We start from the raw sequence: 8,690 nt of genomic DNA, 5'->3' as shown, positions 1-8,690 counted from the left end.
CGGGGCGTGGCCGCCCGCCGCGTGCCGCCCGGCGGGTCGCCCGACGACGTCCGCCCGTCCGGCCCCTTCCGCCGAACCCGTCGAACGAGAAAGGTGCAGTTTCGTACCGAATCAGACCCGATTCCGGTTCGAAACTGCACCTTTCCTGCGCCCGCGGAGCCGAAGTGCAGCGCGGACGGAGCCGGCGGGCTGCGCCGGCGGGGCCGTCGCGGCCGACGGCGAGCTCAGAAGCGGTGCTGCCCGCCGGTGACGACGTGGCGTGCGCCGTCGGGGAGGACGATGTCGGCCTCGATCCCGTCAGGCACCGTGACCTCGAGGGAGAAGGGGCCGTCGGCCGGAGCTTCCCAGGACACCTCGATGCGTCCGGCGACCGCGTCGTAGGCGCCGCGGGCCCAGTCGATGCCGGGGCCGGGGGTGGGCTGGATGAGGATCCGTCGGTAGCCGGGCTCTGCCGGGCGGATCCCGAGGATCACCTGGTAGATCCAGTCGGCGACGGCGCCGAGGGCGTAGTGGTTGAAGCTGGTCATCTCGCCGGGGTTGATGGAGCCGTCCGGGAGCATCGAGTCCCAGCGCTCCCAGATGGTCGTCGCGCCCATGGAGACGGGGTACAGCCAGGAGGGGTTCTCCTCCTCGAGCAGCAGGTGGTAGGCGGCCTCGATATGACCGGTCTCGGAGAGGGCCCAGGTCACGAAGGGCGTGCCGGCGAAGCCGGTGGAGACCCGGTAGCCGGCCTCGGCGACCACCTGCGCCAGGCGCTCGCCGGCGCGGGCGCGGGTGCCCTCGTCGAGCAGGTCGAAGCAGATCGCGAGGGCGTAGACGGTCGCGCAGTCGGAGACGATGCGCCCGTCGGCCTGCACATACTCCGCGGTGAAGGCGGCGAGCGTCCGGTCGGCGAGGTCCTGCCAGCGCCGGGCGTCCTCCTCCTCGCCGAGCAGCCGCGCCGTCGTCGCCGCGAAGCGGGCCGAGCGGACCAGGCACGCGGTGGCGACCACGCCCTTGTCGGCCTTCGCATCGGCGGCGGCCTCCGGCGGAGCATCAGGGTCCAGCCAGTCCCCGAACTGGAAGCCCTGGTCCCACAGCCCGCTCGGGGACAGCGCCCGCTCGACGGACTCCAGGTGCAGCACCATCCCGGGGTACTGGGCACGCAGGCGATCGAGGTCGCCGTAGGCGTTCCACAGTGCTTCGGCCACCCACACCGCGGCATCTCCCCAGATGGCCGTGGGGATCTCCTGCGGCCCATCGTCGGAGAAGGGGTAGTCGCCCCCCTTGGGGAGCTTGAGGTTGTCTGGCACCACGAAGGGCACGAAGCGCAGCTCTCCCAGGCTCGCCTCGGCGTGGACGTCGAGCAGCCAGTTGTGGAGGAAGTCGCCCACATCGAACTGGTAGGCGGCGGTGGCGGCGTAGGCCGCGATGTCCCCGGTCCAGCCCAGGCGCTCGTCCCGCTGGGGGCAGTCGGTGGGCACGGCGAGGAAGTTGCCGCGCTGGGACCAGATCGAGTTGTTGATCAGCTGGTTCACGCCTGGGTGGGAGGACTCGAACCATCCGGTGCGGCGGATGTCGGAGTGCACGATCACGGCTTCGATGTCCTCTGCGGTCAGCTCGCCGGGCCAGCCGGTGATCTCGGCGTAGCGGAAGCCGTGGAAGGTGAAGGTGGGCTCGAAGGTCTCCCCGTCGTCGTCGCCGGCGAGGATCAGACGGTCGGTGGCCTTCGCGGCGCGCAGCGGGCGGGTGCCGAGCTCCTCGTTCTCGAGCACCTCAGCATGGCGCAGGACGATCTCGGTGCCCGCGGGCCCGGTGACCGTGAAACGCAGCCAGCCCACGAGATTCTGCCCGAAGTCCACCAGGGTCTTCCCGGAGGGCGAGGTCCAGATCCGCTCGGGGCGCCGCGCCTCGTGCCGAATGATCAGCGGAGAGGCCTGCTCGATGAGGGTCGAGCGGTCGATCTCGGCCGCACGCACCGGACGGGGATCGCCTGCGGCGAGCCGACGGTCCTCGTGCTGGCCGTCGTACATCGTGGCGAAGGTGATCGTGGAGTCGGTGGCCGTCCAGGACTCATCGGTGAGGACATGCTGGGTGGCACCGTCCTCGTAGGTGATCACGAGCGCGGCCAGCAGTGCGTTGTCATCACCGTAGTTCGCGGGGTCGCCGAAGCCGAAGTCGCCGTTCCACCAGCCGCGGCCCAACAGCACGCTGAGAGTGAGCTGCTCGCCGGCGGCACGGGCGAGCTCGGTGACATCCACGCGCTGGACCTGCAGTCGGGACTCGTAGACGGTCCAGCCGGGGTTCATCACGGACTCGTCGACCGGCGTGCCGTCGAGCGAGGCCTCGTAGATGCCGTGCGCGGTGGCCAGCAGCTCTGCGCGGGCGACCCGCTCGGCGCTCTGGTCGAGGGCGACGGTCGTGGCGAGCACGGGGGCGCGCCCGTCGGTGCCGGGTGCGGCAATCGCGCGGGCGGCGTCGAGGACGGTGAGGGACGTGAGGGACGACGTTGTCATGGTTCCACCTTCGAGGGAGGGGGATTCGCTGCTGCGAGATATGGATGGTGCAGGGTGCCGGATCCTGCAGGGGCGGCGAGGCGAGCTGCGGTGGTCTTCCGCCTCGACCTGTCGTCGCGTGCGCCGTCGATGCGACAAGCCCGGGACGGTGAGTCGAGACCGCCTTCGGGTCGGCACCGCGCACCCCACTGATGAAACGACTCAAACAAAGTAGCATCCAGGTCACGGGTCGACAAGGCATTCTCGGAGGAAAATCGTGGACGGGCGCCCATGACTCCGGTGTGCGGCGTGAGGGAGAGCGCCTCATGGGGTGATCTCGGAGCTCTCGGAAGAAAAGTGCTGGTCACGGCGGCGCTGGCCGTCACGCGCCGGCGTTCGGTCGTGCCGTCTGAGGGCGCGTCGAGGGAAAGCGCTTGCGCTCGCACGGGAATTCTTCGCCGGTTTTCATCGACGGAGCACGAGGCGGTCGCGGAGCGTTGACAGCACATTCCGCCCGCCATACTCTGGCCACACCTTGGAGCGTTTCAACCGCTCGGGGACTCTGCCGATGGTGGCAGGGCTGTGTTACATACAACGAGGTAGGTGTAACCCCCATGCTCTTCTCACGACGCACTTTTCTGGCGGGCGCCGGCGCAGGCGCGTCCGTCGTGGCCATCACCGGCTGCGGAAGCGGCGGCGGCAGCGGAGGCGAGGTCACCTTCCTGGTGGACAACGACCCCAACAACGTCGTCGCCACAGAGCTCCTCATCGAGGCCTTCAACGACTCGCAGGCCGACTACGTGTTCACGATGGAGACCCGCCCGGGCGGAACCGAAGGCGACAACCTCATCAAGACGCGGCTCAGCACTCAGGACATGCCGGACGTCTTCTCCTACAACTCCGGATCCCTGTTCCAGGCGATCCGTCCTGCGCAGAACCTGCTCGATCTCTCCGACCAGCCGTGGGTCTCCCGCGTCGCAGAGGTCTACCCGCCCTCGGTGTCGGTCGAGGGGGCGATCTACGGTGCTCCGCACGGCGGCTCGAACTCCGGAGGGATCTGGTATCACAAGCCGACCTACGAGGAGCTCGGTCTCGAGGTCCCTCTGACCTGGGATGACTTCATAGCGAATGCAGAGGCCGCGAAGTCTGCCGGCAAGCACGGCATCATCCAGAGCTACGGGGACACCTACACGTCGCAGTTCCTGGTTCTCGCCGACTTCCACAACGTCGCGGCCGTGAACCCGGACTTCGCGGAGCAGTACACCGCGAACGAGGTGGGCTTCGCGGACGATCCGACGGCCTTCAAGGCCTTCGAGCACGTCGAGCAGGTCACCCAGGGCGGTCTTGTCAACGAGGACTACGTCTCCACGACCCTGGAACAGGCCCTCGCCTACCTCGCCGGCGGGGAGGGGGCGCACTATCCGTTCTTCTCCAGCGGGATGGCGGAGATCAAGGCCACCCATGCGGACAAGGTGGAGGACGTCGGCTTCTTCGCCCTCCCCGGCGACGATCCGGAGACCAACGGCCTCACGGTGTGGCTCCCCAACGGCATCTACATCCCGAGCACCGCCGAGAACCAGGATGCCGCCACGGCGTTCATCGAGTTCGCCGTCTCCGCGGAGGGTCTCGCGGCGATGGCCGAAGGTGCTCAGCCGACGGGTCCGTACATGCTCACCGATGTCGAGCTGCCCGAGGACGTCCCCACCGCGATCGCGGACCTGCAGACATACTTCGACACCGATGGGGCGACGACCCCGGCGCTCGAGTTCTCCTCGCCGGTGAAGGGCCCGAACCTCGAGAACATCCTCATCGAGCTGGGCACCGGATCGATCGATGCGAGGACCGCGGCCGAACGTTACGACCAGGACGTCGAGAAGCAGGCCCAGCAGCTGGGTCTCGAAGGCTGGTGAGCCGATGAGCACCGCTGCACTCGAGAGGCCCGCGGGGGAGGTGCGCTCGCGACAGGGCAGGGCCGGGAGGAGGAGCAGTTACCTGGCGAAGGCCTACCCGCTCTGGTACTACCTGCCGGCCGGCCTGCTGTTCCTGGTGTTCTTCGCCGTCCCGACGTTCGCGTCCTTCTTCTTCAGCCTCACCCGCTGGTCACTCTTCGACTGGGAGTTCATCGGCCTCGAGAACTTCCGGCAGTTCCTCTCCGAGCCGCAGCTCATCGGCTCCTTGTGGAACACCCTCATCTACGCCTTCCTCACCAGCGGGGCGAAAGTAGTCTTGGGCATGGCGCTCGGACTGCTGTTGACCTCGCAGATCCGGGCGCAGGGGCTGCTGCGCTCCATGGTCTTCTTCCCCGTGCTGGTGTCCACCATCGGCGTGGGCGTCATGTTCACGACGATGATGCATCCCACCGATGGCCTCATCAACTCGACCCTGGCGATCGTCGGCATCGAGGGGCCCAAGTGGCTCGCGAACCCACAGCTGGCCCTGTTCTCCGTCGCGCTCGTCGACATCTGGAAGGGGGTCGGCCTCGCGACGGTCATCTACATGGCCGGCATCGTGGCTGTTCCGCAGGAGTACTACGAGGCGGCAAAGGTGGACGGCTCGGGCAGCTGGTCCACCTTCCGTCACATCACGCTGCCCCTGGTGCGGCCCGCCACCTTCACGGTGATCACGCTGTCCCTCATCGGAGGCCTGCGGAGCTTCGACCTGATCTGGGCGATGACCGGGGGCGGGCCCGGTTTTGCCTCGGACGTCATCGCCTCGGTGATCTACAAGCAGTATCAGGCGGGCTTCTACGGCCTCTCGACGGCGGGGAATGTCGTGCTGTTCGCGGTGGTCATGGTGATCGTGCTGCCTCTGAACCACTTCATGCGGAAGGCAGAGGTCGAGCAATGAGATCGAAGGTCCGCATCAATATCGCCACGGCCCTCACCCTGCTGGTATTCATCGTCGTCTTCGTCGTCCCGTTCTACCTGGTGGTCAACAACGCCGTGAAGAGCCGCGAGGAGGCTGCGGCGCTCGACCTCACGATGCCCACCTCCTTCCATCTCGTGGAGAACCTGCAGGAAGTCTTCGCCGCACGTGACTACATGCTCGTCACTGCCCTTTTCAACAGCACCGTGCTGACGGTCGCGAGCGTGACCGGGATGGTGATCGTCGCGGCGATGGTCGGGTTCGTCCTCCAGCGTCGCCGCAGCAGGATCAACGGCCTGGTCAATGCCGCGGTGCTCATGGGATTGATCGTCCCCCCGGCCGTGGTGCCCACGATCTGGGTGCTGCAGTCGATCGGGCTGTTCAAGACGCTGCCGGGACTCATCCTCGTCGAGATCACCTTCGGCATCTCGTTCTGCGTGCTCCTGTTCCGCGCTTTCATGTCGACGGTCCCCCGCGAGCTCGACGAGGCGGCGATCATCGATGGCTGCGGCCCGCTGCGCCTGTTCTTCCAGGTGATCCTGCCGCTTCTCAAGCCCACGGTGGTCACGGTGATCGTGGTGCAGTCGGTCGCCGTGTTCAACGACTTCGTGCACCCCCTGTACTTCCTGCCGGGGGAGGAGAACGCGACCGTGCAGCTGACGCTCTACAACTTCATGAGCCAGTTCTCCACGCAGTGGAACCTCCTGTTCATGAACATCCTGCTGATCACCATCCCGCCGCTCATCGTCTTCCTGTTCTTCAACCGGCAGATCGTGGCGGGGATGACCTCCGGGGCGGTGAAGGGGTGAGGGGCGGCTCCGAGGTGGAGGCGACGACGGAGGGCGAGCATCGGCTCGTCGCTCCGAGGGGTGCGTGGTGACCGGGTCGCTGCCGGCTGCTCGTGATGGGGCGAGCTCAGGGCCGCAGCGCCGAGCTGGCATAGGCGCTGGGTGGCACGCCGTATGTCGCACGGAAGACCCGGGAGAAGTAGAGCTGGTCCGCGAAGCCGACGGCTCGTGCGACCTCGCCCACGCGCAGGCTGGTGGTGGACAGCAGGGTCGCAGCCTCTCGCAGGCGGGCGCTGCGCACCCAGGCGGCGACGGAGGATCCGAGGTGCCGCGAGAACAGCCGTTCAGCCGTGGCTGCACTGCATCCGCCGACGTCTGCGATCTCCGCCACCCGCAGGGGACTGCGCAGGTGGGAGCGGACGTAGTCCGTCATGACGTCGACCGCGGCGGGGATTCCCCGCGTTGCCGTGTGCCCGCATCGGAGGGCCTCGGACTCCGCGACCATCAGCTCTCCCAGCGCACGGAACACCGACTCGTCGTACGAGGACTCGCAGTAGCGCTGGACCACATAGCGACCCAGGTCCGCGATGCGGCGGGAGGCGTCGGAAGCGGTGTCGCCGACCAGCGGAGACGTGACGCGGAGCGGTGGGGGAGGGCCCGCAGATCGGGCCGGGTCCTCCAGCAGCGGATCCTCGGGCACGTGCGCGACTCGTGGCACGACGGGGACCGTATGGCTGTGCCGGGGCACCACGTGCACGGTGCCGAGCCGGAACGGGGACCGGGAGTCGGCGACGTACTCGATGTCGTGGTCCCAGGGCAGGGTCAGCACCATGCCGGATCTCAGCGGCACCGAGGCCCCCGCGGAGCGGACCTCCCCCCGGCCGTCGACCACCCAGAGGTAGCACTGGCTCCTGACCCGCTCGTGCCGGATCGTCTCGCCGGGCCGGAACGCATACCAGTTCGCGGCGACCACGACCGGCCCAGCTTCGATGCCCTCATCCCCCATCGCGGACCTCTCTTCCCGTGGCATGCGTGGAATATCCATATAGTGCCTCGCTGTGACATACCGTGACCAGCCCTGACAATTCTAGTGTGATGCTTCAGCTCGCAGTCGACCATAGTTCAGGAGACTCTTCATGCCTCTCATCGCCGACACCACCGCGTGCGTCGGAGCAGGGCAGTGTGCTCTCGTGGCGGAGGACCTGTTCGACCAGGACGACGACGGCATCGTCGAGGTCCTCGAGCGGGATCCCGCGCCCGAGCAGGAAGCCGATGCTCGACGTGCCGTTGCCCTGTGCCCGGCCCATGCGCTGCGGCTCGATCCCTGATGCTCGTGTCGAGCCGGCCCGATCGCGATGGTCCTGCCGGCGCTCACCGCGCCGACGTGCTCATCGTCGGCGCCTCCCTGGCGGGGCTCAGCACGGCCGAGGCCCTGCGCGCCGAGGGCTTCTCCGGGAGCATCGCTCTGCTGGGCGAGGAGGGCGATCCGCCCTACGGCAGGCCCCCGCTGTCGAAGCAGGTGCTCGAGGGGACGTGGGAGCCCGATCGAGCAGCCCTGCGCACCGCGGAGGATGTCCGCGCGCTCGACCTCGAGCTGCTCACCGCGCGCGCTCTCGGCCTCGACGTCCGCTGCGGCACGGTGTGCACCACCGCGGGAACCTGGCGTTACGGGCGCCTGGTGATCGCGACGGGAGCACGCGCCGTGCGACCGGCCGATATGACGGGCGCCGAGAGGGTCATGGTCCTGCGGACCCTGGAGGACGCCGTCCGTCTTCGCGCCGCGCTCGCGGAGTCCCGGACCGTGGCCGTCCTCGGCAGCGGCGTGCTCGCCTCGGAGATCGCCTCGGCAGCGCGGGGGGCGGGTCGCCGCGTCGTCCTGTTGGGCCGGTCCGGCAGGCTCGGCATCGGATCCCCGGGCCTCTGCCTCCATGACCGCCTCTCCGAGCTGCATCGTCGTCATGGTGTGACGCTGCGCCTCGCTGCTCCGGTGCGCGGGATGGCCCCCGACGGCCGCGCCGGGATGCGCATCGTCCTGGATCGGGGCGAGGAGCTCCGGTCGGACCTGGTGGTGGCCGCCCTCGGTGCCGTCCCCGCCACGGAGTGGCTGCACGGCAGCGGACTGGATCTCACGGACGGCGTCCTCTGCGATGCGCAGGGACGCGCCGCGCCCGGGATCTTCGCCGTGGGGGATGTGGCCCGATGGGAGGACGCGGCGCGCGGCCCCGCGCGGAGGATCGGTCATCAGAGCGCCGCGATCGACCAGGCCCGCCGTGTGGCCCGCACGATGTGCGGCCATGCCCCGGAGCCGCCGCCGCTGCCCTTCTTCTGGTCCCGGATCCATGGCACGGGGATCCAGGTCTACGGCGACTTCCCGGGAGAAGCTCGCCTCCGCCCGATCGAAGAGGACGGCGACCGGGCCGTCCTGGCGTCGATGCACGCCCGCACCGGTCGCGTGCACGGTGTGGTCGGCTGGAATGCGCCGAAGAGCTTTCGGCGAGCTCGTCAGTTGGTCGACCGCGATCGACGTCCCATCGCCCGGGAATGAGCCCGGACGCCGCCCGGA

The 8,690-nt window shown here is 68.6% G+C and carries 7 protein-coding genes; 5 read left to right on the top strand and 2 right to left on the bottom strand.

All coding sequences use genetic code 11. The features are described 5' to 3' along the window. Window positions 1-224: 224 nt before the first annotated feature. A complete protein-coding gene (locus CXH06_RS17860; protein ID WP_114856555.1) occupies window positions 225-2,495 on the bottom strand; it encodes a family 78 glycoside hydrolase catalytic domain in 2,271 nt (756 codons plus the stop codon). Between the two features lie 593 nt (window positions 2,496-3,088). On the opposite strand from CXH06_RS17860, the gene CXH06_RS17855 reads away from it, so the two are divergent. Genes CXH06_RS17855 through CXH06_RS17845 form a run of 3 tightly spaced genes read left to right on the top strand, consistent with a single transcriptional unit; the run spans window position 3,089 to window position 6,148 of the window. Beyond that, window positions 3,089-4,384 carry an ABC transporter substrate-binding protein gene (locus tag CXH06_RS17855; RefSeq protein WP_114856554.1) on the top strand — a complete coding sequence of 432 codons (1,296 nt, stop codon included), beginning with the start codon at window positions 3,089-3,091 and terminating at the stop codon, window positions 4,382-4,384. Between the two features lie 4 nt (window positions 4,385-4,388). Next, the gene (locus CXH06_RS17850) at window positions 4,389-5,321 is read left to right on the top strand and encodes a carbohydrate ABC transporter permease (RefSeq protein ID WP_114856553.1); all 933 of its coding nucleotides are present in this window, start codon (window positions 4,389-4,391) and stop codon (window positions 5,319-5,321) included. After that, on the top strand, window positions 5,318-6,148 hold the full coding sequence (locus CXH06_RS17845) for a carbohydrate ABC transporter permease (protein WP_114856552.1): 831 nt from the start codon (window positions 5,318-5,320) through the stop codon (window positions 6,146-6,148). The genes CXH06_RS17850 and CXH06_RS17845 overlap by 4 nt, the downstream gene beginning before the upstream one ends. 106 nt (window positions 6,149-6,254) lie before the next feature. Here CXH06_RS17845 and CXH06_RS17840 read toward each other — a convergent pair whose 3' ends face one another. After that, complete coding sequence (locus tag CXH06_RS17840; protein WP_157975818.1) at window positions 6,255-7,157, bottom strand: AraC family transcriptional regulator; 903 nt, start codon at window positions 7,155-7,157, stop codon at window positions 6,255-6,257. A 106-nt stretch (window positions 7,158-7,263) separates the two neighbouring features. Between CXH06_RS17840 and CXH06_RS17835 the strand changes: the two genes are divergently transcribed. Together CXH06_RS17835 and CXH06_RS17830 are read left to right on the top strand one after the other, a co-directional pair. Continuing rightward, the gene (locus CXH06_RS17835) at window positions 7,264-7,455 is read left to right on the top strand and encodes a ferredoxin (protein WP_114856550.1); all 192 of its coding nucleotides are present in this window, start codon (window positions 7,264-7,266) and stop codon (window positions 7,453-7,455) included. Beyond that, entirely contained in the window at window positions 7,455-8,672 is a 1,218-nt protein-coding gene (locus tag CXH06_RS17830; protein ID WP_114856549.1) for an NAD(P)/FAD-dependent oxidoreductase, read from the top strand. The genes CXH06_RS17835 and CXH06_RS17830 overlap by 1 nt, the downstream gene beginning before the upstream one ends. Window positions 8,673-8,690: the final 18 nt, after the last annotated feature.

Source organism: Brachybacterium sp. YJGR34 (assembly GCF_003347015.1).
GTDB lineage: Bacteria > Actinomycetota > Actinomycetes > Actinomycetales > Dermabacteraceae > Brachybacterium.
This window is presented reverse-complemented; position numbering and strand designations above follow the sequence as displayed.